A 23,017-nucleotide genomic window follows, 5' to 3' on the forward strand; every position below is an offset into this window, starting at 1 on the left:
GTGCGGCGGGTGAGGCGGTCGTGGCGCTGGCGGGCGGCCTGGGCCGAGCCCAGGCCCAGGCCGAAGGCGATGTCCTGCCAGGTCATGCCGCGTCCTTTGGCCATGTGGAGCAGGCCCAGTTCGAGGCGGTCGAATTCGGCGCGGGCCAGGGGCAGCAGGGTGAGGGCGGCCATGAGGTCGTCGTGGTCGACGTCGGGTTCGCCGGTGTCGGGTTGGGCGCTGCCGGCGGCCAGGTCGGCGGTGCGGCGCAGGGCGTCCAGGGGGGCCATGGGGCGGGTGTCGGCCTCCCAGCGGATGCGGTCCTCGCCGGTGGCGTGGCGTTGGGTGAGGCGGGTGAGCGCGGGGTAGGTGCGCTGTTTGCGGGCTTTTTCGGGGTCGGGCGGGGTGAGGTCGGGTGTGGTCATGGGTCCAGCATGACGGGACAACCCCACGATGTCAACATAGGGTTTTCAACAATGTGTTCAAGTCAGTGGTGGGCGAGGAAGTCCGCGAAGGTCACCGTGCCCACCGCCCGGTCCGGGGCCAGGTGCTCCCCCGCCCGGTAGGCTGCGAACACCCTCCCCGGCAGGCGCACCGGTACCGTGCGCCGCTCGAGGCCGCGCGAGCGCAGGTAGGCGTCCATGAGGCGGGTGAAGGGCTCCACCGCCGGGCCGCCCATGTCGGCCACCCGGCCCCGCGGCTCCCCCTGGGCCAGCAGCACCAGCCGGGACGCCGCCTCGCGCACCGCGATGGGCTGCACGTCCACGTCCGGCACCGGCGCCGCCGGCAGCAGGGCCGCCCGCGCGCACAGCGACGCCACCAGGTCGTGGAACTGGGTGGTGCGCAGCACCGTCCACCCCAGCCCGGAGGCGGCCAGCGCCCGCTCCACCGTGTACTTGGCGCGGTAGTAGCCCAGCGGGATGCGGTCCACGCCCACGATCGAGATGTAGAGGAGGTGGCCCACCCCGGCCCGGCGCGCCGCACCGATCAGGCGGGCGGCCGCCCGCAGGTCGCCGCCCAGGGGGTCGGTGGCGCAGTGGACCACCGTGTCCACCCCCTCCAGCGCCTCGTCCAGGCCGGTGCCCCGGCGCAGGTCCACCGCGTGGGAGAGCGGGTCGTCGGGGCGCGGGTGCCTGCTGAGCGAGCGCACCCCGTGGCCCGCGCGCCGCAGCCCCTCCACCACCGGCCGCCCCAGGGTCCCGGTGCCCCCGGTGACCAGGATCTCCGCCATCGCCCGCTCCTTTCCCGCCGCCGCTGGCGACGCTAGCACCGCGGCCCCCCGGTGCGGGGGCACCGCGCGGCGAAGGGCCGGAGCCGGGTCGTTAGGGTGCTGGTCAGCGCCGCCCGATCCGGGCCGGCGCCCGCGCACCGAGGAGGAGCATGTCCATCGCCCAGAGCCTGGCCGCCGCGATCGGCGCCGACCAGGTCGTCACCGACCCCGAGATCATGGAGGGCTACGCCCACGACGAGGCCGAGTGGGCGCCCTACGGCACCCCCGCCGCGGTGGTGCGCCCGCGCGACACCGCCGACGTGGCCGCGGTGGTGGCCCTGTGCGCCGAGCACCGCGTGCCGGTGGTGGGGCGCGGGGCCGGGACCGGCCTGTCGGGCGCGGCCAACGCCGTCGACGGCTGGGTCGTGGTCTCCTTCGAGCGCATGGACCGGGTGCTGTCGGTGGACCCGGTCCAGCAGAGCGCCGTCGTCCAGCCGGGGGTGGTCAACGACGACCTGCGCCGCAGGGTCGCCGAGGACGGGCTGTGGTACCCGCCGGACCCGGCCTCGGCCCCCTGGTCGACGATCGGCGGCAACGTGGCCACGAACGCGGGCGGGCTGTGCTGCGTCAAGTACGGGGTGACCCGCGACTACGTGCTGGGCCTGGAGGCGGTGGTGGGCACCGGGCAGGTGGTGCGGCTGGGCCGGTCCACGGCCAAGGGGGTGACCGGCTACGACCTGGCCGGGCTGATGGTGGGCTCGGAGGGCACGCTGGGCCTGGTCACGGAGGTGACCTTGCGGATGCGGCCGCTGCGCACCGGGGTGGAGCACACGGTGGTGGGCTACTTCGACTCCCTCACCGACGCCGGGCGCGCGGTGGCGGCGGTGGCGGCGTCGGGGGTGGTGCCCTCGGCGCTGGAGCTCATCGACCGGTTCTGCCTGCAGGCGGTGGACGAGTGGAAGAACATGGGGCTGTCGGCGGAGGGTGAGGTGCTGCTGCTGGCGCGCAGCGACCAGCCCGGGGCGGCCGGGGAGCAGGAGGCCGACACCATCCTGGGCTGCTTCGAGGCGCAGGGGGCGGCCTACGCGGTGCGCTCCACCGACGCCGAGGAGGCCGAGGCGCTGTTCGCTGCGCGGCGGCTGGCCTACCCGGCGCTGGAGCGGCTGGGGCCGCTGCTGACCGAGGACGTGTGCGTGCCCAAGGCGCAGGTGCCGCACATGCTGGCGCGGATCGAGGAGGCGGCCCGCCGGTTCGACACCCACATCGGCAACATCGCGCACGCCGGGGACGGCAACCTGCACCCGCTGTTCATCGTCCCTGCCGGGGACGAGGCGGCCAAGAAGCGGGCCAAGGAGGCGTTCGAGGTGATCGTGGACGAGGCGCTGGCACTGGGCGGCACGGTGACCGGCGAGCACGGGGTGGGCCTGCTGAAGATGCGCGGGGCCGCCAGGGAGCTGGGCGAGGACGTGGTGGGCATGCACCGGGCGGTCAAGGGCGCCCTGGACCCGGCGGGGATCTTCAACCCCGGCAAGGTGTTCGCCTGACCCGGGGGGTGTGCGGGGACTGTGGCGCCCCCGCACACCCTGTGTGGTCCGACCACTGCGCTGCCCGACCGGGTGCGGGCCGACCGGGTGCGGGCCGGTGCGGCGGGGTCAGATGCCGAACGGTGCGGCGTAGCGGATCGTCCCGGCGGGCGGGGTGTGGGCCGGGTCCAGGGACAGGGCCATGAGGGCCTCGTCCGGGACCTCGATGTCCAGCCCGATCCCGTAGGCCGAGGCGCGCTCGAACCCGAACCGGGGGTAGTAGCCGGGGTGGCCCAGGACGGTGACGAAGCGTTCGCCGCGGGCGCGGGCGGCGTCCAGGACCGCGCGGATGGCGGCCGATCCGGCGCCGGTGCGCTGGTGCTCGGGCAGGACGGCGCACGGCGCCAGGCACAGGGCCGGGGTGTCGCCGATGTGGCAGCGGGTGAGCAGGGCGTAGGCGGCGACGGTGCCCTGGTCGGTGACGGCGACCATGGACAGGCCCTCGATCCAGGCGGGGTCGGCGCGCAGGGCGTCGACCAGGTCGGCCTCGGCGGGGGTGTCGAACGCGGCGGCGTTGACGGCGTGCACGGCGGCGGTGTCGGCGGGGGTCTCGGCGCGGGTGTTCCAGGCGGTGTTCACGGTGGGCCTCGGGTGTGAGGGGGTCCGGTCCCTGCGTGCGCCGGTGGTGTGCGCGGGCGGTGCCGCGGTTCCGGGCGGTGCCGGGTCGGGGACCCCGAAGGTGTGGACGTGGCGGGGTGGTGTGCGCCCGGGGCGTGGGCCCCGCCCGGCTCCTGTGGTCGGTACCGTCGTTCGGAGCGCCGACCACGGTAACACGGGTGGGCGGGGTGGTGCGGGCGATACGGGGGAGGCCGTGGTGGCGGGAGGGGTCGTCCGGGGGGAGTTGCGGCCGGTGGACCTGGCCCGGGCGGTGGGGGTGTCGGCCCAGACGGTGCGCGACTGCGAGGCCTCGGGGGTGCTGCCGCCGGCGCGGCGGACGGGGTCGGGGCAGCGGCGGTTCACCGGGCGCCACCTGGCGGCGCTGGTGGCCTATCGTGCGCTGGCCCCGGGCATGGGGGTGATGGCGGCGGGCGAGGTGCTGCGGGTCCTGCACGCGCGTGGGGCGGACGCGGCGCTGGAGGCGGTGGAGGCGGCCTTCGCCGAGGCGCACCGGGAGCGGGGCGCGGTGCGGGAGGCGGCGCGTGCGCTGGCGGCGGTGGCCGCGGCCGCCGGTGCGGGCGGGCGCGAGGTGCCCGCGGTGCTGGCGGGGGTGCGGGCGCGGGAGGCGGAGGGGCCGTTGCGGATCGGCGGGGTGGCGCGCCTGGTGGGGGTGCGGGCCTCGGCGCTGCGGGTGTGGGAGCGGGCCGGGCTGGTGCGGCCGGTGCGGGATCCGCGGACGGGGTACCGGGTGTACGGGCCCGAGCAGGTGCGCGAGGTGCGGGTGGTGTCGGAGCTGCGGCGCGGCGGGTACGGGCTGGGGCAGATCGCGCCGGTGATGGAGGAGTTGCGGGCCTCGGGCGGCGGGGAGGCGCTGGAGGGGGCGCTGCGCCGCCGCGAGGAGGGGCTGGCCGTCAGGGCCCGCGCCCTGGCGGCGGGGGTGGCGCGCCTGCAGGACTACCTGGACCTGCTGGAGGCCGAGGGGTCCTGACCCGCGGCGGGCCCGGGCGGGGTGTCTCGGCCTTGTGTGTCCAGGCGTTCCTCCAGGCGTTCGATGCGGGCCAGCAGCGGGGTGAGCCGGGCCTCGAGCGCGTCGGCGGGACCCTGCCCGGGGTCGGCGGCCTGCTGGGAGCGCAGGTGGACGTACCCGGCCAGGGCGGCGGTGACCGCGCGGCGGGTGGACCGGGGGTCGGCGCCCAGGGAGCGCAGGGCCGCGCCGCCGGCGCCCTCCTCCTCGGCGACCAGGCCCAGCAGCAGGTGTTCGCAGCCCACGTAGTTGTGCCCCAGGGCGGTGGCCTCGCCCAGGGCGGCCTCCAGGCAGTGGACGGCCGGGGAGCTGAAGGCGGGCGGGGCGCTGGGGCCCTCCTCCTCGGCCGCCTCGTGTCCGGCCAGGGCCGCGGTGAGGGCGGCGGGGGTGATCTCCATGGCCCCCAGCACGTGGAGGGCGAGGTTGCCGCCCTCCTGGACCAGGGCGGCGGCCAGGTCGGCGGTGGTGATGGGGGTTCCGGGGGCCGGGCGGTCGGCGGCCAGGCTCAGCACGGTGCGGGCCCGGGGGGTGAACAGGGGCAGGTGGGCGTCCAGGTCCCGGCCGCGGACGGGGCCGCGCAGGGCCTCGCGGGCGGCGGCCAGGCGGCGCACCGCCTGTTCCAGGGCGCGCTGGCACACGGCCGAGACGGGGATGCGGCTCTCGCGCACCGCCTCGGCGAGGTCCTCGGGGAGGTAGACGTTGACCTTGGGCATCGAAACTCCCTTCGATGGGGGTATGATGTAACCCCTTACATACCCCCACTGGGATCCGGTCCAACCCCCTTGCGGCCCCCAGTGGGGCCCTTCCTTCTCCGGCGGTCCCGCCTGTGGCAGATTGACGCCCATGGACGACGAACTCGACCCGGTGCTGGCGGCGGTGGGGCCGCGGCTGCGCGAGCTGCGCCGCGACCGCGGCATCACCCTGGCCGGCCTGTCGGAGACCACCGGGATCTCGGTGAGCACCCTGTCGCGCCTGGAGTCGGGGCGGCGCCGCCCCACCCTGGAGCTGCTGCTGCCGCTGGCCCGGGTGCACGGGGTGCCGCTGGACGAGCTGGTGGGCGCCGACACCGCCGACCCGCGGGTGCGGCTGCGCCCGTTCACCCGCGACGGCGTCGAGTACCTGCCGCTCTCGCGGACCCCCGGGGGCATCCAGGCGTTCCGCATCACCATCCCCCCGCCCCGCGGGCACGTGGAGGCCGACCAGCGCAGCCACGAGGGCCACGACTGGCTGTACGTGCTGGAGGGGCGGCTGCGGCTGCTGCTGGGGCCGCACGACATGGTCCTCAAGCAGGGGGAGGTCGCCGAGTTCGACACCCGCATCCCGCACGGGTTCCTCAACCCCGGCCCGGGGCCGGTCTCCTATCTGGGCCTGTTCGGGCCCCAGGGCGAGCGCGCCCACGTGCGGGTGCGCCCCACCGAGGGGCGCCGTGAGGACGAGGGGGAACCGCGGGGGCGGTGAGGTGCGTCCGACCCCTCGAGAGCCGTTGGCCGGAAAAGGGGAGGCCCCGATGGGCACCGTCGTCGTGGAGGTCCTCGTCCTGGGGGCGGTGGTCCTGCTGGCCGTCGCCGCCGTCGCCTCCCGGGTGGCGGGGGCCGTGCCCGAGCGCAGGCACCGCGAGCGGCTGGCCGGGTGGGCGCGCGACCACGGCTGGAGTTACGACCGCGAGCGCCCGGAGCTGGTCGACCGGTTCGAGGGGGACCCCTTCGTGGAGGTCCGCTCCAACGCCCGCGCCCGCCACGTGCTGTGCGCCCGGGTGGGCGGGTACCGGGTGATGGCCTATGAGTACTCCTACACCGCCACCCGCGGGCAGGGCCGCGACAGCGCCACCACCGGTCACGTGCACACCGTCGTGGCGGCGGCCCCGCCCGGCCCGGTCCCGGTGCTGGAGGTGCGGGCCCGGGGGGAGGGCGGCCCGGGGCCGTCGGCCGCGGGGGTGCGCGAGGTGCGGGTGGGCGATGCCGCCTTCGACGGGGCCTTCGCGGTCTGGGCGGCCGACGGGGACTTCGCCCGCCGTGTCCTGGACGAGGGGGTGCGCGCCCACCTGCTGGGGGGCGGCGCGGTGCCGGTGCCGTTCCGGTTCTCCCGGACCCATGTGCTGACCTGGCAGGCGGGGGCGCTGGACCCGGGGCGGGCGGCGGAGCGCGCCCGGGCCCTGGTGGATCTGCTGGAGCGGGTGCCCGGGGCGGCCTGGAGCGGCCGCCGCGACGCGGTGGGCTGAACCCCCGGCGGTGCCGGCGTGCGGCGGGCCGGGGTGTGGCGCGGGCCGGGGCCGGGTAGCCGCCCCCGTGAACGTGTGCACCGGCGCAGGTGAGGGGGAGACATGGCACGGGACGACCGCATCGCGGGGGCGAGCGCGTTCGACGACTACGACCGAGTGGCCGTGGTGACGGGTGCCGACAGCGGTATCGGCAGGGCGAGTGCGGTCCGCCTGGCCCGGGACGGCTTCGACGTCGGCGTCACCTACCACAGCGACGAGGAGGGGGTGCGGCGCACCGAGGAGGAGGTGCGCCGGATCGGACGGCGGGTGGCGGTGCGCAGGCACGACCTGGCCGACCCGGTGCGGGGCTCGGAGGCCGTCGCCGACCTGGTCGGGGAGCTGGGCGGGGTGGGCGTCCTGGTGAACAACGCGGGCACCGGTTCGGGCGAGCACCTGCTGGACACCGGCTACGAGCGCTGGCGCGAGGTCCTGTCGGTGGATCTGGACGGGCCCTTCCTGTGCGCGAGGATCGCCGCGGAGCACATGCGCGACGCGGGCCGGGGCGGGCGCATCGTCAACATCACCAGCGTCCACGAGGAGTACCCGCGGGTGACGGCGGGGGCGTACTGCGTGGCCAAGGGCGGGCTGCGGATGCTCACCCGGGTCCTGGCCCTGGAGCTGGGCCTGTACGGCATCACCGCGAACGCGGTGGCTCCGGGGGAGATCGCCACGCCCATGACCGGGCAGCACGAGGAGGAGCCGCGGCTGGACTCGCGCGCCGGGTACCCGCTGCCGCGGCCGGGGCACGCCGACGAGGTGGCCGAGGCGGTGGCGTTCCTGGCCGGGCCCGGGTCGTCCTATGTGACGGGGGCGTCGCTGTTCGTGGACGGGGGGCTGTCCCTGATGGGGCCGCAGGCCGCGGGGGCCCTGGAGGACGCGACCTGGCGCAAGGGCTGAGGCGCCCAGGGGTGTGAGGGACCCCGCCGGGCGGGTAGGCGGTGACCACGGTGCCGCGCGGTGTGCGGCCCGATCCGATGAGCGAAGGGGGAGAGGACCATGGCGGACGTGCTCAGCGGGCGGCGGGTGGCGTTCCTGGCCGCGGACGGTGTGGAGCAGGTCGAGCTGGAGCGGCCGCGCCGGGCGCTGGAGGAGGCCGGGGCCGTCACCGAGCTGCTCTCGTTGAAGGACGGCGAGATCCAGGCGATGAACGGGGACATCGAGCCGGCCGACCGGTTCGCTGTGGACCGGCGGGTGGCCGAGGCGTCGGTACAGGACTACGACGGCCTGGTGCTGCCGGGCGGCACCGTCAATCCCGACAACCTGCGGGCCGACGCCGACGCGGTGCGGTTCGTGCGCGAGTTCGCGGCGACGGGCAGGCCGATCGCGGCGATCTGCCACGGTCCGTGGACGCTGGTGGAGGCCGACCTGGTGCGCGGGCGCACGCTCACGTCGTATCCGAGCATCCGCACCGATGTGCGCAACGCCGGGGGGAACGTGGTGGAGGAGGAGGTGGTCACCGACGGCGGGATCACCACCAGCCGCAATCCGGACGACCTGCCCGCGTTCTGCGAGCGGATCGTGCGGGAGCTGTCCCGGGCCTGAGGGTCCGGGCCCGGGGAGGGGGTGCCCGGGCGGGGGGAAGGTGCGGGGGCGGGGCCCGGTGCGGGCCCCGCCCCCGTGTGCGCCGTGTGCGGGTCAGTCCTGGTCGGAGACCTCGGGGTGGCGGCGCAGGTGGACGATGGCGGTGATCAGGCCGCCCCACAGCAGTGCCATGGAGATGACCATCATGGTGATCGCGCTGGCCGACATCAGTGGCCCTCCTCCTTGTCGTGGACCTGTCCGGTCCCCTCGGTGCGTTCGCGGTCGTGGGCGGCCATCTGGTCGGCGCGCTTCCAGGGCACCAGGGCGATGACGGCGCCGACGACGATGGCGCCGATGGCCACGCCCCACCCGGCGGTGAGCAGGAACCCGGTCGGGTACCCGGCGTAGTTCTCCGTCAGTTCGGTGCGCAGCGCGTCCCACATCATGAAGCCGAGCAGGACCGGGGTGACCACGGCCAGGGTGATGCGCCACCAGCGGCCCAGGCGGATGGAGGACACGCTGTTGGCGTGCTCCTGGAAGGCCGGCAGGCGGCGCAGGACCCATCCGAACACGATGAGCATCACCAGGGCGGCCAGGACGATGCCGTACTGGTTGATGAAGTGGTCGAAGACGTCCAGGTAGTGCAGGCCCTGGTGGGTCGGGAAGATCAGGATCGACACCAGGGCGATCAGGCCGCCGACGATCAGGACCGCCTGGAGGCGGCCCAGGCCGACGCGGTCCTGGACGGCGGAGACGACGACCTCGACGATGCTGATCAGCGAGGTGAGTCCGGCGATGACCAGCGACGCGAAGAACAGCACGCCGAACAGCGCCCCGCCGAAGGGCAGGGTGGAGATGATCTGCGGGAAGGCGATGAAGGCCAGGCCGATGCCGGAGGTGGCGACCTCGTCCACCGCGGTGCCCGCGGCGGTGGCCATGAAGCCCAGGGCGGCGAACACGCCGATGCCGGCCAGCAGCTCGAAGGAGCTGTTGGCGAAGCCGGCGACCATGGCCGAGCCCGTCAGGTCGGCCTTGCGCTTGAGGTAGGAGGCGTAGGTGACCATGATGCCGAAGCCGATGGACAGCGAGAAGAAGATCTGTCCGTAGGCCGCCACCCACACGCTGCCGTCGGCCATGGCGCTCCAGTCGGGGGTGAACAGGGCGTTCAGGCCGGTGGTGGCGCCGTCCAGGGTGAGGGCCTGCACGACCAGGATGAGGAACAGGACCACGAGCAGCGGGATGAAGACCTTGTTGGCCTTCTCGATGCCGTTGCGCACGCCCAGGGCCAGGATGGCCAGGACGACGATCCACACGGCGATGAGCGGCCAGGCAACGGCGGGCACGTAGCCGGTGATCCCGCCGGGGGCCTCGCTCATCTGGAGGTAGTCGCCGAAGAAGAACGCGTTGGGGTCCTCGCCCCAGGCGCCGGTGATGGAGAACCAGACGTAGGAGGAGCTCCAGGCGATGATCGCGCCGTAGTAGATCGCGATGACGAAGCAGATGGCCACCTGCCACCAGCCGATGGCCTCGGTGGGCCGGGAGATCCGCCGGTAGGACAGGGGTGCCGAGGACCGGTACCTGTGGCCGATCGAGTACTCGAGGATGAGCAGCGGGATGCCGGCGGTGAGCAGGGCGACGAGGTAGGGCACCATGAACGCCCCGCCGCCGTTCTCGTAGGCGATGTAGGGGAATCGCCAGATGTTCCCGAGCCCGACGGCGGATCCGATCGCCGCCATCAGGAAGCCCGCGCGCGTCCCCCACTGCTCGCGAGTCTGTTGGGCCATGGTCAGGTCTCCTCATCGTGCCTGTCGTTGCGCGTCCCGCACGCTAGCAGGATTTGGACGAAACGGCATGTTCCAGGACCGGTTGTCGGCTGTTCGTCTTGCCTTTGCGGGGGGTCGGCGCTCGATCGTCCACACCTGGATCGCCTGTGCCGCAGGGGGTGAGCGTTCCTTACGGGCGGTGTTCAGGTGTGCTCACGTTCGGGTGCCGGCCGGGGGGTGCCCCGGCCGGTGCCCGCGGCGGTCCGGTGCCCGCGGCACGGCGGTGCCGCGGGCGTTCGCGCGGGGGAGGGTCCACGGGTCGTTCACACCGCCGACGGTAGCCCGGCCGGGGGCGGTGCGCCCGGAGCGGCGCGGGGTTTCACCAGCGCATGTGCACGTGTTCGGCGAAGCCGGTGAGGCCGTCCACGGAGATCTCGGTGCCGTCGTCGGTGCGGACGGTGCCGGTGTAGTGGCCGAAGCACTGGCGGGTGTCGTTGACCAGGACCCCGGCGTCGGTGCGGTCCAGGCGTCGGTGGAAGGGGGTGAACACCAGGTCGATCCGCCCGGAGGGGGAGCGGATCCACCAGGGCGAGGAGTCGTCGTCGGGGTCGTAGTCCCACTGGAGTTCCTCGCCGACCTTGGTCAGGCGGCCGTCCACGCACAGGGCGTTCTCGGTCAGGCCGGTGCCCCGGGTCCACCGGCCGCCCAGTTGCAGGCCCACGGTGTGGGAGTCGGTGACCCCGGCGGCGGCGCCCCAGTTCCAGAGGGTGTCGTAGGGCCAGATGCCGCGGCCGTGGTCCAGGACGCCCCAGCCGCCGGAGAAGTCCAGGGTGCGCTCGCCCAGGCGGACGGTGCCGTGGGCGGGGCGGGCGGTGTGCTTGGAGGTGTACTGGAAGCGGGTGGGGCTCCAGGGGATGACCACGTTCATGGTCTCGTGCCCCTCTGGCAGGCCGACGGTGAGGTCGGCGTGCAGGCGGCCCCGGGGGGTGTCGCAGGCGAAGCGCAGGCGGTCGCCGTCGGGTCCGGGGGTGATGCGAGCGCGGACCGGTCCCAGGGCGGTGGTGGGTCCGGCGTTGAGGGTGTCGGGCAGGCGCACCCCGTGCCCGAGCGGGCCCAGGTGGCTGCGGCCGGTCTCCACTCCCCCGTATTCCAGCAGGTAGACGGAGGTGAGCGACAGGTAGTCGAGGTCGGCGACGGTGAGGGCGACCAGGTGCGTGGGGGTCAGGACGCACCAGTACTCCCATTTCTTGCGGCGTCCGCGGCCGCGGGGCAGGGCGGTGGTGTGCAGTGGGGTGCGGGACCAGCCCACGGCCCGGGGGTCGAGGCGGCCCCGGGGTGTGCACAGGTCGACGGGGGCGGTGATCTCCCGCTCGTGCGTTGGCATGACCGGCAGCATAGGCGGCGCCGGCCGCGGGCGGTAGGAGCCGTGGGGCCCGTGGCGCCGGGCGGGTGGTGCGGTGCGGCGGAGCCGAAAAGGCGTGGTGCCCGGCGGCGGGTGCGTGCGACGGTGGTGGTGCCGCGGCGCCCCGCCGCGGGTCTTCGGCCCTGGGGAGGTTCCTTTGACGGACGAGGAGTGCCTGTTCTGCGGTATCGCGGCCGGCCGGCTGCCGGCCAGCCCCGTCTACGAGGACGACCTGGTGGTGGCGTTCATGGACCTGTACCCGGTGACGCCGGGGCACGTGCTGGTGGTGCCGCGCGCCCATGTGGTGGGGCTGGGTGGACTGGACGACGCGGTCGGGGCGCGGTTGTGGAGCGTGGCCCGCCGGGTGGGGACGGCCCTGCGCGGCGGCGCGGTGCGGTGCGAGGGGGTGAACCTGTTCCTGGCCGACGGTGAGGCGGCCGGGCAGGAGGTCTTCCATGTGCACCTGCACGTCTTCCCCCGGTTCGCGGGGGACCCCTTCTCGATCCACGCGGTGTGGGAGGAGGCCGACCGGGCGGTGCTGGACGGGCAGGCGGCCCGGCTGCGCGCCCTGGTGCCCCGGGAGTGAGGGTGGGTCAGCGCGGGGCCAGGAAGGCGCGGGCCCCGCGCAGCCGTGTGCGCAGCACGGCGCGGGTGGCGGCGCAGTCCAGGCGCACGTCCAGCGGGCCGGGCGGACCGGAGGCGGCGCGGCGGCCGCGGGGCAGCCGGTCGGGGTCCAGGCCGTCGCGGCGGGCGATGAGCACGCCCAGGTCGTGGCGGCTGAGCGCGTCGGGTCCGGCCAGGTGGTGGACGCCGGCGCGGTCGGAGGCGGCCAGTTCCACCAGGGCGTCGGCCAGGTCGCCGACGTGGACGGGGCAGCGGACGTCGTCGGTGAACAGGGCTCCGGGGCCGCCCGCGGCCAGGTGGTGGACGAACTGTTCGTGGGCGGAGCCGTTGCCGCCGATGATCAGCGAGGTGCGGGCGATGACCGCGTCGGGGTGCAGGGCTTTGACGGCGGTCTCGGCGGCGGCCTTGGCGGCCCCGTAGGGGTTGACGGGGTCGGGGAGGGCGGTCTCGGGGTAGGCGGGGGCGGTGCCGGAGAACACGGCGTCGCTGGAGACGTGGACCAGGCGGGCGCCGGCCGCGGCGGCGGCCAGGGCGGCGTGGGCGGCGCCGTCGGCGGTGACGGCCCAGTCGCCCTGCCGGTAGGCGGTGTTGACGACGGCTTCGGGGCGCACCCGCCGGACCAGGTCGGTGACGGCGTCGCGATCGCGCAGGTCCAGGGCGTGCCAGGCGATGCCCGGGGCGGCGGGGGCGCCGGTGGTGGAGGTGGCGCTCACCTGATGGCCGGCGGCCAGGGCCCGGCGGGCGACCTCGCCGCCCAGGTGGCCGCTGGCGCCCAGGACGAGGAGGGAGGGTGCGGTGGTCATGGACGCACACGGTACCGGGGTGCGGCCGGGCCGGGAGGGCGGGCGCGCGGGTGCGGATGAGTACGGGTGCTCAGGCGGGGTGAGTACGCGTGCGGATGGCGGGAGGCCTGCCGCTGCGTAGCTTCGGGGCATGACCTCCCTCGTCCTCGCGGCCGGGTACGCCGCCGCGGCCCTGCACTTCGTGTTCTTCGCCTGTGTCGTCCTGGGCGGTTTCGCCGCCTGGTGGCGTCCGCGCCTGTTCTGGGTCCACCTGGGGGTGGCCGCCTACGCGCTGGGGATCGTCATCGTGGACTGGCCGTGTTTTCTGACCGAGATCGAGAACTGGTCGCGGGCGGCGACCGGGCGGGCGGTGATGGAGTCGGGGTTCATCGACTTCTACCTGACCGGGACCCTGTACCCGCGCGAGCACCTGATGACGTCGCGGGTGGTGATCGCGGCGGTGGTCGCCTGCTCGTGGGCGGGGGCCTGGTGGCTGGCGCGGCGCCGTGCGGCCCGGGGGCGGGAGCCGTTCGCGGTGGGCGGGGGCGGCTGAGGGCTGCCGGCCCGGCTGTTCAGGCCAGGGCGGCGGGCCGGTCGGGGTCGGCGGGCTCCGCGGGGGCGGGGGGTTCGGGGGTGCCCGGGACTGCGGTCTGGGCGATGAAGGCCCCGGCGACGATGACGGCCGCCCCGAGGATCTGCACGGGTGCCAGGGCCTCGCCGAGCAGGATCCAGGCGAGCACGATGGCGGTGACGACCTCCAGGTAGGCGACGCCTCCGGCGATCTGCGGGGACAGCAGGCGTACGGCGGCGATGCCGGTGAAGTAGGCGATCACGGTGGAGACCAGGCCCAGCCACAGGGCCAGGGACCAGCCGGGCAGCGGCAGCGGGCCCAGGGCGGTGGTGGTGGCGAGCAGTTCCCAGTCCATGGACCAGGGGCGGGCCAGGGGCAGCAGCAGGACGGTGGCGGTGAGGGAGCCGAAGGCGATGACGGCCAGGGGGTCGGCGTCCTGGCCGGTGCGGTCCGACAGCAGGAAGTAGGCGGCCTGGGCGGCGGCCGCGCCCAGGGCCAGGCCGACGCCCACGGCGTCCAGGCGCATGCCCGCCCAGACCTCCAGCAGCAGGACCAGGCCGGTGACGGCCATGATCACGCCGACGACGGCGGCCGGGGGGACCTTGGTGCGGCGTACCAGGCGCAGCCAGACCAGGACCAGGACGGGGCCGAGGAATTCGATGAGCAGGGCGATGCCGACGGGGATGCGGGCGATCGCGGCGAAGTACAGGGCCTGGACCCCGGCCATGGGGAACACGCCGTAGGCGAGGATGAGCAGGGGGCGGCGGGTCAGCAGGCGGCGGTGGCGCACGGCGACGGGCAGCAGCAGGAGGGCGGCCCCGGCCAGGCGCAGCCAGGTGACGTGGACCGGGTCCAGGCCGGCGTCCAGGAGGGGGCGGGCGAAGACGCCCGAGCCGCCGAACGCCAGGGCCGAGGCGAGGGCGAAGGCCAGGCCGGTGGGGCGGTGGCGGGCGGGTGCTGGGGGCACGGGCTCTCCCGGGGCGGCGCGGAAAAGGTGGGATCTTTCGAGGATAGAGGGCGGTGGGAGCGGCCCGTGTCGCCGGGGCGGCCGGTGGGGGTGGTCGGTCAGGCGTTCGGTGCGGTGAGGTCGAGTTCGGCCCAGGCGACGTCGTGCCAGGCGTCGTGCTTGCGGCCGACCCGGTGCATGACGCCGACGTCGGTGAACCCCAGGGCGCGGTGCAGGCCCAGGCTGGCGTCGTTGGGCAGGGTCATGCAGGCGATGGCGCGGGTCATGCCGCGTTCGGCCAGGCGGGGCAGCAGCGCCGAGTACAGGGTGCGCCCGGCGCCGGTGCGGCGCAGGCCGCGGCGGAGGTAGACGCTGACCTCGCAGCAGCGGTCGTAGGCGGCGCGGGTGCGGAAGGTGCCGCCGTAGGCGTAGCCCAGCAGGGTGCCGTCGGCGTCCTCCAGGACGAGCCAGGCGTGGCGGTCCTGGGCGGTGGCGATGCGGGCGGCCATCTCCCGGGTGGTGGGGGGTTCCAGTTCGAAGGTGATGGCGGTGTCGGTGACGTAGGGCGCGTAGATGTCGGCGCAGGCGGCGGCGTCGGCCGGGGTGGCGTCACGGACGGTGTGGAGGGCGGGCATCGCGTTCATAGTGAGGATGCTAAACGAATGTGTTCACTATAGTGAACGCCATGAGCGATGACCTCTCTGTGGCCCTCGCCACCACCCTCCAGCGCCTGCGCTCGGACCGGGGCCTGACCGGCGCCGCCCTGGCCGACCTGTCCGGGGTCTCCCGGACCATGATCAGCCGGATCGAGAACGGCGACGTCCAGCCCACCGCCTCCCTGCTGGGGCGGCTGTCGGCGGCCCTGGGCATCACCCTGTCGGAGCTGATCGCCGACGCCGAGCGCGGCGAGCGCCGGCTGGTCCGGCGCGCCGACCAGCCGGTGTGGACCGACCCCGACACCGGCTACACCCGCCGGGCCGTCTCGCCCGCCTCGGGCGGGCGCCTGGAGCTGGTGGAGGTGCACCTGCCGCCGGGGGCGCGGGTGGCCTTCCCCGCCGAGGCCTACGCCTTCACCCACCACCAGATCTGGGTCCTGGAGGGGTTCCTGGAGTTCACCGAGGGGGAGACCGTGCACGGGTTGGGGGAGGGCGACTGCCTGCGGCTGGGCTCGGCGGCCCCCTGCGAGTTCCACAACCCCGGGCGGGGCGGGTGCCGCTACCTGGTGGCGGTCACCCGCCGCACCCCCTGACCGGGGGCCGGCCTCAGGCCAGCGCCCGGACCAGGCGGGGGCGCTGGTCGGCGAGCCGGTCGCGGCGCCGGTCCCAGCGCTCCCAGCCGCCGGAAGCGGCGTGGGCGCGGACGAACGCCGCGTCGCCCGCGGCGATCCGCCCGGCCACGAACGCCCGGGCCACCTCCAGGTACTCCTCCACCGTCCGCGGCAGCAGGGTCCGGTCGGCGCCGGCCAGGCCGTAGGCGTCGGCGATCACGCGCAGGCGGCGGGCGGTGTCCAGGCCCTCCCAGACCGTCCCGGCCGCGGCCTCGGGGGGCAGGGTGGGCCCCATGTAGTACGCCAGGGCGGCCACGTCCCACAGCGGACGGCCCGGGGCGGCCAGGTCGAAGTCGATGAGGGCGGCCGCCCTGCGCCCGCGGAACACGAGGTTCTCCACGCACGGGTCGTTGTGGCACAGCAGCGGTCCGCCGTGCGGGTCGGCCAGGTCGGCGGGCCAGGGCGCGGCGGTGTCCACGGGGACGCGGGCGGCCGCGTCGTGGTAGCGGCGCAGCAGGCGGGCGGCCGAGGCCAGGACCGCGTCGTCGGCGATCCAGGCGGGGAACGGGGGCAGGGCCACCTCGCCCTCGACGAAGCCCAGCTCCTCCCGGCCGTCGGGGCCCAGCGCCAGCGGGCGGGGCGCGCCGTCGAACCCGGCTCCGGGCAGGGCGCGCACGTGGGGGTGCAGGGCGGCGGCGGTGGCGGGGGCGGTGCGCAGCACCCGGTCGCCGCGGCGGGTGACGGTGTTCATCATGCCGCCGGGCAGGGGGAGGGGGTCGTTCACGGGTCCAGCCTCGCACGGGTCCGGCGGCGGGAAAACCGGTGGCGCCGGGGCCGGGGCGGGGGACAGGATCGGTGGCAGATGGCGAACGAAGGGAGGGCCCATGGCCCGCCGCCGCTCTCCGCAGGAGGAGAAGCTGCTGTCCTACACCCGTGACCGCCGCAACTGGTACGGCGAGAACGACAAGGCCTCGCGCAAGGGCGTCCCCCGCGCCAAGAGCCGGGTCTCGCGCCGCAACCGGCGCGCGGAGGCCATGGCCCTGTCCGGTGGGCGCACCACCGCCGACCTGGACGCGGGCGCCGACGTGCAGGAGCGCGTCGAACGCAACCGGCGCGCCCGCTGGGCCAAGGCCCCCGACGTGCCGTTGGCGACCGAGGTCCTGTACAAGATGGGGCGGCGCTCGGCCAGGGGCGACGGGGCCGCGGACGAACGGGCCGAGCGAGTGCGCTCCCGGCTGCGCGGGGCGCCGCGGCGCCGGTGATCCCCCGCCTCCGGCCGGGCCCGCCGCCCGTGGGCGGGCGGCCGTCCCGCCGGGGCGGTGCGGCGTTCGCCCTGTTTCGGTCTCCGTCCTGCCCGCGGGCGGGGCGGAGGCCGGGGCCGTCGGCCGGGCGGGGTCAGGGCAGCGGTACGGGGACCGGCCGCGACCCCTCGGCCAGCGAGCGGGCGCCGGCCACCCCGACCAGGGAGGCGGCCACCGCCTCGCGCACCCCGACCGGGGGCGGGGTGCCGTGTGCGACCGTGTCGCGGAACCCCCGCAGGATCAGCACCGTGCCCTCCTCCCCCCGGGCGAGGGGGGCGCCGTCCAGCAGCACCGGCGGTGCTGTGAGCTCCTCCTCGTGGGCCGTGCCGTCGTCGCGGGTCCAGCCCTCGCGGCGTACCCGCACCGACCAGGCGCGCTCCCCGGCGGCCCGGACCGATTCGGCGGCGGCCTGGGTGCCGTGCACCGACATCCGGCTCCAGTGGGCGTCGGACTCGCCCTGGAGGAAGCCGTTGCGGGTCAGGGCCAGGGCGCCGGTGGACAGGCGCACCGCCATCACGGCGGCCCGGCGCGGGTCGGCGGTGTCGACGGGGAACGCGGTGACCTCCACCGGCCACGCCCCGGTGACGGCCAGGATCGGCGACAGCGAGTGCGTGCAGTAGGCGGTGGAGGGGATGCGGCCGCGCCAGTGCGCGGGGTCGCCGGTGAGGGCGCGGACGGCCTCCGGTGACATGCCGTGCAGGTAGTCGGCCTCGATGAGGGAGATCCGGCCCAGGGCGCCCTCGTCGGCCAGCCGGCGCAGGACCCGCACGTGCGGGTGCAGGACGTAGTTCTCGGCGAAGGAGTAGGTGGCCTGGGACCTGTCGGCGGCCTCGACCAGGGCGCGCCCCTGTTCGGCGTCGGTGCAGGCGGCGGTCTCCGACAGGACGTGGACGCCGCGTTCGAGGAAGGCCAGGGCGGGTGCGGCGTGGGTGTCGAAGTCGTCGGCCAGGAGCACCCCGTCCAGGTCGGCGTCGAGCAGGTCGCGCCAGTGCCCGCCCAGCGGGACGCCGGGCAGGTGGGCGCGGGCCCGTTCGCGGGCGGCGGGGTCGGTGTCGCACCCGGCCACCACGTCGATGCCGACCCTGCGGGCCCAGCGGGCCAGGTGGAGCCCCTGCCCGAGGCCGACCACCCCCATCCGCACGGGTCGCGCGGACGGTTCCCGCGCGGGGGAGGGGGCGGCTGTTCCGGGGCGGAGAGGGTCTGTCATGGCGCCCATGATGGTGCGGGGCCGGGGCCGGGCGCACGGGGTTTTCCGGGCGGGGTGCGGGCGATGAGGACGGTGGCGCGGGGCGTCCAGCCCAGGGAGGTGTACAGGTGGCGCCCCTGCGGGGAGGCGACCAGCAGGCCGTGGACGGCGCCCGCGCGGCGGGCGTGCCCGGCCAGGGCCGACATCACGGCCGCGCCCAGGCCGCGGCGGCGGTGGTCGGGTTCGGTGGTGATGGAGTCGGCGACGGCGTCGTCGGCCGAGATGCCCATGACCCCGGTGGCGGCCTCCTCGCCCTGGGCGGTGGAGACCCGTACCCGGATCACCGCGCGGGCCCTGCCGACGGTGACGCGGTAGGGGCGGGGCGGGTCCAGGGACGGGTGTTCGTCCAGGTCCGCGGTCATGAGGGTCTCGGTGCCCGGGTCGACCGCCAGGCCGGCCTCCTCCAGCAGCAGCGCGGTCTTGTCGGGCGCGGCGGTGGGCACGGTCAGCCAGTCGGTGTGCTCCGAGGCCAGGACGCGCTCGGCGGCCGCGGCGATGGTGTCGGGGGCGCCGTCGGCGTCGAGCAGGATGTACTCGTCGTGGCGGTGCGCGAACCCGAAGTGCACGCGCAGCGCCCCGTCGGCCTCGGCCGGCTCGGGCAGGGAGCGCGCCGTCCCCCAGCCCCGTTGCCAGCGGCGGACGAGGTCGGGCAGGGGTGCGGCGGGCGGGTTCGGCATCGGTTTCCTCGCGCAGGGCGGGGCCGGTGGGGCCCCTGGGGCTGGTGTCTGCCATTCGACCACACCGGGGGGACCGTCCCGGCCGGTCGGCCGTGGGGTACCCCGGGGGCGGGGGTGCCGGTGGGAGCGTGTGTAACGTCGATGGCACGCCACCGAAACAGCCACGACCCCGTCATGTCGCGGTCGCCCCGCCCGGCGTCGGGGTGCCGCCATCGAGAGGACCGCGTTGCGCATGTCCGACGTCCACGTCACCGGCCTGGCCGACCACCACCCCGCCGTTCGGGCCGCCTACGAGCGGGTGGTGCGCCGCGACCCCGACCAGCCGGAGTTCCGCCAGGCCGTGCTGGAGGTCCTGGAGACCCTCTCCCCGGTGCTGGTCCAGCACCCCGAGTACGTCGAGGCCGGGATCCTGGAGCGCCTGTGCGAGCCCGAGCGCCAGATCGTGTTCCGTGTGCCCTGGCGCGACGACCGCGGCCGTGTGCACGTCAACCGGGGCTTCCGGGTGGAGTTCAACGGCGCGCTGGGCCCCTACAAGGGCGGCCTGCGCTTCCACCCGAGCGTGGACCTGGGCGTGGTGAAGTTCCTGGGCTTCGAGCAGATCTTCAAGAACGCGCTGACGGGGATGAGCATCGGCGGCGGCAAGGGCGGCTCCGACTTCGACCCCAAGGGGCGCTCGGACGCCGAGGTCGAGCGGTTCTGCCAGTCGTTCATGACCGAGCTCTTCCGCCACCTGGGCGAGCACACCGACGTGCCCGCCGGGGACATCGGGGTGGGCGGCCGCGAGATCGGCTACCTGTTCGGCCAGTACCGGCGCCTGGCCAACCGCTGGGAGGCGGGGGTGCTCACCGGCAAGGGCCTGGAGTGGGGCGGCTCGCGGGTGCGCACCGAGGCCACCGGGTACGGGGCGGTGCTGTTCGCCCAGCGGATGCTGGAGCGCCGGGGCCGGTCCCTGGAGGGCGTCCGCGTGGTGGTGTCGGGGTCGGGCAACGTCGCCCTGTACGCGGCGGAGAAGGCGCAGCAGCTGGGGGCCGTGGTGGTGGCCTGCTCCGACTCGGGCGGCTACGTCCTGGACGAGAAGGGCCTGGACCTGGACCTGCTCAAGCAGATCAAGGAGGTGGAGCGGGGCCGGGTCGCCGACTACCCCGCCCGGCGCGGCGGCGCCGCCCGGTACGTGGCGGGCGGCAGTGTGTGGGAGGTGCCGTGCACGGTGGCGCTCCCGTGTGCCACCCAGAACGAGCTGGACGCCGAGGACGCCCGCGCCCTGGTGCGCAACGAGGTGGCGGCGGTCGCGGAGGGCGCGAACATGCCCACCACCCCCGAGGCGGTGCGGGTGCTGCGCGAGGCCGGGGTGCTGTTCGCCCCGGGCAAGGCGGCCAACGCGGGCGGGGTGGCCACCAGTGTGCTGGAGATGCGCCAGAACGCCCGCCGCGAGTCGTGGTCGTTCGAGTACACCGAGGCGGAGCTGGCCCGCATCATGGCCGACGTCCACGACCGCTGCGAGGAGGCGGCCGAGCGCCACGGTGCCCCGGGCGACTACGTGCTGGGGGCCAACGCGGCCGGGTTCGAGCGGGTGGCCGACGCCATGCTCGCCCAGGGGCTCGTCTAGCCGGTGTTCTCGCGCGCCTCCGCCCCGGTGCGGTTCGTGCCCGGCGCCCCGGGCGGCGCGGGAGGGCGTTCGGAGGACGGGCCGTGGCCGGCCGGGTCCGGTGCGGTGGCGGCGCCCTGCCGCCGCACCGCCCGCCCCGGCCGGCGGCCGCGTCCCGCAGGACGCCCCGGAGGTGAAGGTGTCCGCCGGGCCGGGGCGGTGTCGCCGGAGCACGGGGGCGGAGCTCCTAGCCTTCCGCGTCTCCGGGGCCGGTGCGGACGCCGGTGGCGGAGGGCCCCACCCGGGCGGGGCGGTGTCATCGGAACACCGGAGAAGGCGGCGCTCCCGGCCTCCCCCGCCTTCAGGGCCGGTGCCGGGGCGGGCGGTATTTGCCGTTGACCGCCGTTGCGGGGCGCCCCTAGGGTCGCGGCCATGAGCGATCCCCGTGTGTTCCCGCGGTTCGTGGCCGACGAGCGCACCATGTTGACCCAGTGGCTGGACTGGCACCGCGAGACCCTGGCCCTCAAGTGCGCCGACCTGGACGAGGCGGGGCTGCGCGAGCGCTCCGTGCCGCCCTCGCAGATGTCCCTGCTGGGACTGGTGCGGCACCTAGCGCACGTGGAGTTCACGTGGTTCCAGCGCCACCTGATGGGAGAGGACACGCCCAACCCGGTCAAGTCCCCGCAGGACCCCGACGGCGACTTCCTCGGCGCGGACACCGCGCCGGTGCGGGAGGCGTTCGCGCTGTGGCGGGCCGGGGTGGAGCGCTCCCGCGAGGTGTCGGCGTCGCTGCCGCTGGACGCCCTGGCCCGGAGGGAGTGGCGGGGGAACACCGTCTCCCACCGCTGGATCCTGATGCACATGGTCTCGGAGTACTCCCGCCACAACGGCCACGCCGACCTGCTGCGCGAGCGGGTGGACGGCGCGACCGGCTTTTGACCGGAGCGGGGCCGCGGTTCCCCGGTTTGCGGTTGACGCAGCGTCAACCCCTAGCGTCGGGGCCATGGAGATCACTGTTGTGGACACCCGTACCGGCATGGAGCGCGTGCTGCGCGCCCCGGCCGAGGACCGCCTGGGACTGCTGGCGGAGATGCTCGAACCCGTGCGGGGCATGTACCGTTTCGCGCCCGTGGAGGTCGACCTGGTGGACGTGCACCTGCGGGGCATGGGCTTTCCGCTGGACCGCGACGAGGAGCGGTGCCTGGCGGCGCTGGAGGACCTGGCGCGCGCCGACGCGTGGAACCGGATCGGGGCCGCCATGGAGCGCGGCGCGGCCCGGCTGGCCGAGGCCGTGCCGGGGCTGGAGCCGCACGACGTCACGGTGCTGCTCACCCTGGGCGACCCGGGCGACGCCCACTTCACGGACACCGTGCTGGGCGTGGCCGGGTTCGGCGGCATCTGGGGCTACATCACCATCACGCTGTGGCCGTTCCCGGAGAACCTGGAGCGGTTGGAGACCACCGCCGTGCACGAGCTGCACCACAACCTGCGCTACGCCCCGGGCGGGGTGGTGTGGGACCCGGCGACCGTCACGGTCGGCGAGCACGTGGTGGGCGAGGGGCTGGCCGACGCCTTCGCCCGGGAGCTGTACGGCGACGACCTGGGCCGCACCCGCATCGCCGTGCCGCACCTGCGCGACGAGGCGGTGTTCGACAAGGTGGTTTCGGGGCTGGGGGTGACCGGTATGGAGAACTTCACGGCCTGGGTGCACGGCGACGAGAGCGCCAGGCGCTTCGGCACCGCCCCGGTGGGGCTGCCCGCCGGGGCGGGGTACGCGGCCGGGAACCGGCTGGTCGACGCCTACCTGGCGGCGACCGGGCGCACCGCGGCCCAGGCGCTGCGCGACGACCACGCGGAGGTCATCGACACCGCACTGGCCCGGCTGGGCCGGTGACGGGAAGGGGGACGGCGGTGGAGTGGACGATCGGGGAGCTGGCGGCGCGGGCGGACGTCAGCAGCCGCACCCTGCGCCACTACGACGAGGTCGGGCTGCTGTCCCCCTCCCGGACGGGGCCGGGGGGCCTGCGCCACTACGGTCCCGAGCAGGTCGCCCGCCTGCAGCGGATCCTGCTGCTGCGCCGCACGGGGATGGGCCTGGCCGACATCGGCCGGGTGCTGGCCGAGGAGGTCGACGAGGCCGAGGGGCTGCGGGCGCACATCGCCGCCCTGGAGCAGGAGCGCGAACGGATCGACCGGTACATCCGGGAGGTGCGGCACACCCTCCGGGCGCGGGAGGAGGGGGTGGACCCCTGCCCGGACGTGATGTTCGAGGGGTTCAACGACCGCTACCGGGACGGGGTCGTGGAGCGCTGGGGCGAGGAGGCGTTCCGGGCGGGCAACGAGTGGTGGCACGACAAGAGCGTGCGCGAGCAGCGGGAGTGGAAGCGCGCGACGGAGGCGCTGGTCGCCGACTGGGCGGCCGCCTCGCGGGAGGGCGCCGCCCCGGACTCCGACCGGGCGCAGGAGCTGGCGGCCCGGCACGTGGAGTGGCTGGCGATCCCGGGCACCCCGGTCCACGCGGGCGACAGGGAGCGGTCGATCGCGATGGTGACGTGCCTGGCCGACACCTACGTGGAGGACCCGGCGTTCGCCCGGACCTACGGGGACCGGGAGGGCGCGGAGTTCGTGCGCGAGGCGCTGCGGCTGTACGCCCGCACCCGCATGTAGGACACCTGGGGGTAC

General features: G+C 75.5%; 26 protein-coding genes and 1 pseudogene. 14 read left to right on the plus strand and 13 right to left on the minus strand.

The window, feature by feature from the left end; translation table 11 throughout:
- Window positions 1-2 precede the first annotated feature (2 nt).
- Window positions 3-404, minus strand: a pseudogene (locus tag KGD84_RS15075) (DNA-binding protein); the annotation flags it as partial.
- Between the two features lie 62 nt (window positions 405-466).
- Entirely contained in the window at window positions 467-1,210 is a 744-nt protein-coding gene (locus tag KGD84_RS15080; RefSeq protein ID WP_220560980.1) for an SDR family oxidoreductase, read from the minus strand.
- A 149-nt stretch (window positions 1,211-1,359) separates the two neighbouring features.
- Between KGD84_RS15080 and KGD84_RS15085 the strand changes: the two genes are divergently transcribed.
- The gene (locus KGD84_RS15085) at window positions 1,360-2,733 is read left to right on the plus strand and encodes an FAD-binding oxidoreductase (protein ID WP_220560983.1); all 1,374 of its coding nucleotides are present in this window, start codon (window positions 1,360-1,362) and stop codon (window positions 2,731-2,733) included.
- A gap of 108 nt (window positions 2,734-2,841) precedes the next feature.
- On the opposite strand, the gene KGD84_RS15090 is transcribed toward KGD84_RS15085, so the two are convergent.
- On the minus strand, window positions 2,842-3,351 hold the full coding sequence (locus tag KGD84_RS15090; protein ID WP_220560984.1) for a GNAT family N-acetyltransferase: 510 nt from the start codon (window positions 3,349-3,351) through the stop codon (window positions 2,842-2,844).
- Between the two features lie 235 nt (window positions 3,352-3,586).
- On the opposite strand from KGD84_RS15090, the gene KGD84_RS15095 reads away from it, so the two are divergent.
- Window positions 3,587-4,357 carry a MerR family transcriptional regulator gene (locus KGD84_RS15095; protein WP_220560985.1) on the plus strand — a complete coding sequence of 257 codons (771 nt, stop codon included), beginning with the start codon at window positions 3,587-3,589 and terminating at the stop codon, window positions 4,355-4,357.
- Here KGD84_RS15095 and KGD84_RS15100 read toward each other — a convergent pair.
- The gene (locus KGD84_RS15100) at window positions 4,324-5,106 is read right to left on the minus strand and encodes a Clp protease N-terminal domain-containing protein (protein ID WP_220560986.1); all 783 of its coding nucleotides are present in this window, start codon (window positions 5,104-5,106) and stop codon (window positions 4,324-4,326) included. The genes KGD84_RS15095 and KGD84_RS15100 overlap by 34 nt on opposite strands.
- 130 nt (window positions 5,107-5,236) lie before the next feature.
- On the opposite strand from KGD84_RS15100, the gene KGD84_RS15105 reads away from it, so the two are divergent.
- The 4 genes from KGD84_RS15105 to KGD84_RS15120 all read left to right on the plus strand — a co-directional run bounded on the left by KGD84_RS15105 (window position 5,237) and on the right by KGD84_RS15120 (window position 8,192).
- The gene (locus tag KGD84_RS15105; protein ID WP_220560987.1) at window positions 5,237-5,851 is read left to right on the plus strand and encodes a helix-turn-helix domain-containing protein; all 615 of its coding nucleotides are present in this window, start codon (window positions 5,237-5,239) and stop codon (window positions 5,849-5,851) included.
- Between the two features lie 49 nt (window positions 5,852-5,900).
- Window positions 5,901-6,611, plus strand: coding sequence for a hypothetical protein (locus KGD84_RS15110; RefSeq protein ID WP_220560988.1), 711 nt, complete (start codon window positions 5,901-5,903; stop codon window positions 6,609-6,611).
- Window positions 6,612-6,713: 102 nt separating this feature from the next.
- Window positions 6,714-7,547, plus strand: coding sequence for an SDR family oxidoreductase (locus KGD84_RS15115; protein WP_220560989.1), 834 nt, complete (start codon window positions 6,714-6,716; stop codon window positions 7,545-7,547).
- 99 nt (window positions 7,548-7,646) lie between these two features.
- Window positions 7,647-8,192, plus strand: a complete 546-nt coding sequence (locus tag KGD84_RS15120; protein ID WP_220560990.1) for a type 1 glutamine amidotransferase domain-containing protein — start codon at window positions 7,647-7,649, stop codon at window positions 8,190-8,192.
- 93 nt (window positions 8,193-8,285) lie between these two features.
- Here the strand turns inward: KGD84_RS15120 and KGD84_RS15125 are convergent, their stop codons facing one another.
- The 3 genes from KGD84_RS15125 to KGD84_RS15135 all read right to left on the minus strand — a co-directional run bounded on the left by KGD84_RS15125 (window position 8,286) and on the right by KGD84_RS15135 (window position 11,318).
- Window positions 8,286-8,399, minus strand: a complete 114-nt coding sequence (locus KGD84_RS15125; protein WP_220560991.1) for a methionine/alanine import family NSS transporter small subunit — start codon at window positions 8,397-8,399, stop codon at window positions 8,286-8,288.
- Window positions 8,399-9,955, minus strand: coding sequence for a sodium-dependent transporter (locus KGD84_RS15130; RefSeq protein ID WP_220560992.1), 1,557 nt, complete (start codon window positions 9,953-9,955; stop codon window positions 8,399-8,401). Before KGD84_RS15130 ends, KGD84_RS15125 begins: the two co-directional genes overlap by 1 nt.
- 358 nt (window positions 9,956-10,313) lie before the next feature.
- Entirely contained in the window at window positions 10,314-11,318 is a 1,005-nt protein-coding gene (locus KGD84_RS15135) for a DUF2804 domain-containing protein (RefSeq protein WP_220560993.1), read from the minus strand.
- 175 nt (window positions 11,319-11,493) lie between these two features.
- Here KGD84_RS15135 and KGD84_RS15140 point away from each other — a divergent pair, with 175 nt between their 5' ends.
- Window positions 11,494-11,922, plus strand: a complete 429-nt coding sequence (locus KGD84_RS15140) for an HIT family protein (RefSeq protein WP_255646567.1) — start codon at window positions 11,494-11,496, stop codon at window positions 11,920-11,922.
- Between the two features lie 7 nt (window positions 11,923-11,929).
- Here KGD84_RS15140 and KGD84_RS15145 read toward each other — a convergent pair whose 3' ends face one another.
- Window positions 11,930-12,763 (minus strand): SDR family oxidoreductase, encoded by an 834-nt coding sequence (locus KGD84_RS15145; protein ID WP_220560994.1) that lies wholly within the window; start codon window positions 12,761-12,763, stop codon window positions 11,930-11,932.
- Window positions 12,764-12,893: 130 nt separating this feature from the next.
- Between KGD84_RS15145 and KGD84_RS15150 the strand changes: the two genes are divergently transcribed.
- Window positions 12,894-13,295 carry a DUF2784 domain-containing protein gene (locus KGD84_RS15150; RefSeq protein ID WP_220560995.1) on the plus strand — a complete coding sequence of 134 codons (402 nt, stop codon included), beginning with the start codon at window positions 12,894-12,896 and terminating at the stop codon, window positions 13,293-13,295.
- A 19-nt stretch (window positions 13,296-13,314) separates the two neighbouring features.
- On the opposite strand, the gene KGD84_RS15155 is transcribed toward KGD84_RS15150, so the two are convergent.
- On the minus strand, window positions 13,315-14,280 hold the full coding sequence (locus KGD84_RS15155) for an EamA family transporter (RefSeq protein ID WP_220560997.1): 966 nt from the start codon (window positions 14,278-14,280) through the stop codon (window positions 13,315-13,317).
- Between the two features lie 98 nt (window positions 14,281-14,378).
- Window positions 14,379-14,903, minus strand: coding sequence for a GNAT family N-acetyltransferase (locus KGD84_RS15160; protein ID WP_220560998.1), 525 nt, complete (start codon window positions 14,901-14,903; stop codon window positions 14,379-14,381).
- Between the two features lie 41 nt (window positions 14,904-14,944).
- Between KGD84_RS15160 and KGD84_RS15165 the strand changes: the two genes are divergently transcribed.
- Window positions 14,945-15,508: a helix-turn-helix domain-containing protein gene (locus KGD84_RS15165; RefSeq protein ID WP_220560999.1), complete on the plus strand. Its 564-nt coding sequence runs from the start codon at window positions 14,945-14,947 to the stop codon at window positions 15,506-15,508.
- 13 nt (window positions 15,509-15,521) lie between these two features.
- Here the strand turns inward: KGD84_RS15165 and KGD84_RS15170 are convergent, their stop codons facing one another.
- Window positions 15,522-16,310, minus strand: a complete 789-nt coding sequence (locus KGD84_RS15170) for a phosphotransferase (protein WP_338151216.1) — start codon at window positions 16,308-16,310, stop codon at window positions 15,522-15,524.
- Window positions 16,311-16,410: 100 nt separating this feature from the next.
- Between KGD84_RS15170 and KGD84_RS15175 the strand changes: the two genes are divergently transcribed.
- A complete protein-coding gene (locus KGD84_RS15175) occupies window positions 16,411-16,788 on the plus strand; it encodes a hypothetical protein (RefSeq protein ID WP_220561001.1) in 378 nt (125 codons plus the stop codon).
- A 133-nt stretch (window positions 16,789-16,921) separates the two neighbouring features.
- Here KGD84_RS15175 and KGD84_RS15180 read toward each other — a convergent pair whose 3' ends face one another.
- Both KGD84_RS15180 and KGD84_RS15185 read right to left on the minus strand, forming a co-directional pair.
- The gene (locus KGD84_RS15180; RefSeq protein ID WP_255646568.1) at window positions 16,922-18,034 is read right to left on the minus strand and encodes a Gfo/Idh/MocA family protein; all 1,113 of its coding nucleotides are present in this window, start codon (window positions 18,032-18,034) and stop codon (window positions 16,922-16,924) included.
- On the minus strand, window positions 18,031-18,750 hold the full coding sequence (locus KGD84_RS15185; protein ID WP_220561002.1) for a GNAT family N-acetyltransferase: 720 nt from the start codon (window positions 18,748-18,750) through the stop codon (window positions 18,031-18,033). Before KGD84_RS15185 ends, KGD84_RS15180 begins: the two co-directional genes overlap by 4 nt.
- Before the next feature lie 232 nt (window positions 18,751-18,982).
- On the opposite strand from KGD84_RS15185, the gene gdhA reads away from it, so the two are divergent.
- The 4 genes from gdhA to KGD84_RS15205 all read left to right on the plus strand — a co-directional run bounded on the left by gdhA (window position 18,983) and on the right by KGD84_RS15205 (window position 23,002).
- On the plus strand, window positions 18,983-20,356 hold the full coding sequence (gdhA, locus tag KGD84_RS15190; RefSeq protein ID WP_220561003.1) for an NADP-specific glutamate dehydrogenase: 1,374 nt from the start codon (window positions 18,983-18,985) through the stop codon (window positions 20,354-20,356).
- A 411-nt stretch (window positions 20,357-20,767) separates the two neighbouring features.
- On the plus strand, window positions 20,768-21,274 hold the full coding sequence (locus KGD84_RS15195) for a DinB family protein (protein WP_220561004.1): 507 nt from the start codon (window positions 20,768-20,770) through the stop codon (window positions 21,272-21,274).
- Between the two features lie 64 nt (window positions 21,275-21,338).
- The gene (locus KGD84_RS15200) at window positions 21,339-22,229 is read left to right on the plus strand and encodes a DUF2268 domain-containing putative Zn-dependent protease (protein ID WP_220561006.1); all 891 of its coding nucleotides are present in this window, start codon (window positions 21,339-21,341) and stop codon (window positions 22,227-22,229) included.
- 17 nt (window positions 22,230-22,246) lie between these two features.
- Window positions 22,247-23,002, plus strand: a complete 756-nt coding sequence (locus KGD84_RS15205) for a MerR family transcriptional regulator (protein WP_220561007.1) — start codon at window positions 22,247-22,249, stop codon at window positions 23,000-23,002.
- Window positions 23,003-23,017 lie beyond the last annotated feature (15 nt).

The organism is Nocardiopsis changdeensis, assembly GCF_018316655.1.
GTDB classification, from domain to species: domain Bacteria; phylum Actinomycetota; class Actinomycetes; order Streptosporangiales; family Streptosporangiaceae; genus Nocardiopsis; species Nocardiopsis changdeensis.